Source organism: Bacillus paramycoides, from assembly GCF_001884235.1.
GTDB classification, from domain to species: Bacteria; Bacillota; Bacilli; order Bacillales; family Bacillaceae_G; genus Bacillus_A; species Bacillus_A paramycoides.
Window position 1 is genome coordinate 1 of sequence record NZ_MAOI01000109.1, and the last position, 245, is coordinate 245.

Below are 245 nucleotides of genomic sequence, written 5' to 3' on the forward strand. Positions count from 1 at the left end.
GTAATGTCATAACCGTGAACTTCAGATTTATATCCATCCACCGGTTGTTCTTTTACTTCATACTTATACGCATTACCTTCGGCATCGTATGCCGCTAAGTCTTTGAATCCATATTTCCAACCTGTTGCTTCACTTACTTCTTGTGTATTGATGACCTGACCGTTTTGTAGTAAATCTACTTTGATTGTTTTCGGACGATCTGTCGCATTGCCATCTTTCCACGTTTTCGTTCCTTCTACTGTTGT

At 39.6% G+C, this 245-nt stretch carries 1 protein-coding gene; it reads right to left on the reverse strand.

Annotation, left to right across the window (positions count from 1 at the left end):
- Nucleotides 1-245, reverse strand: a 245-nt coding sequence (locus BAU28_RS23590; RefSeq protein WP_116500458.1) for a Cna B-type domain-containing protein, incomplete at both ends; no start/stop codon positions are given.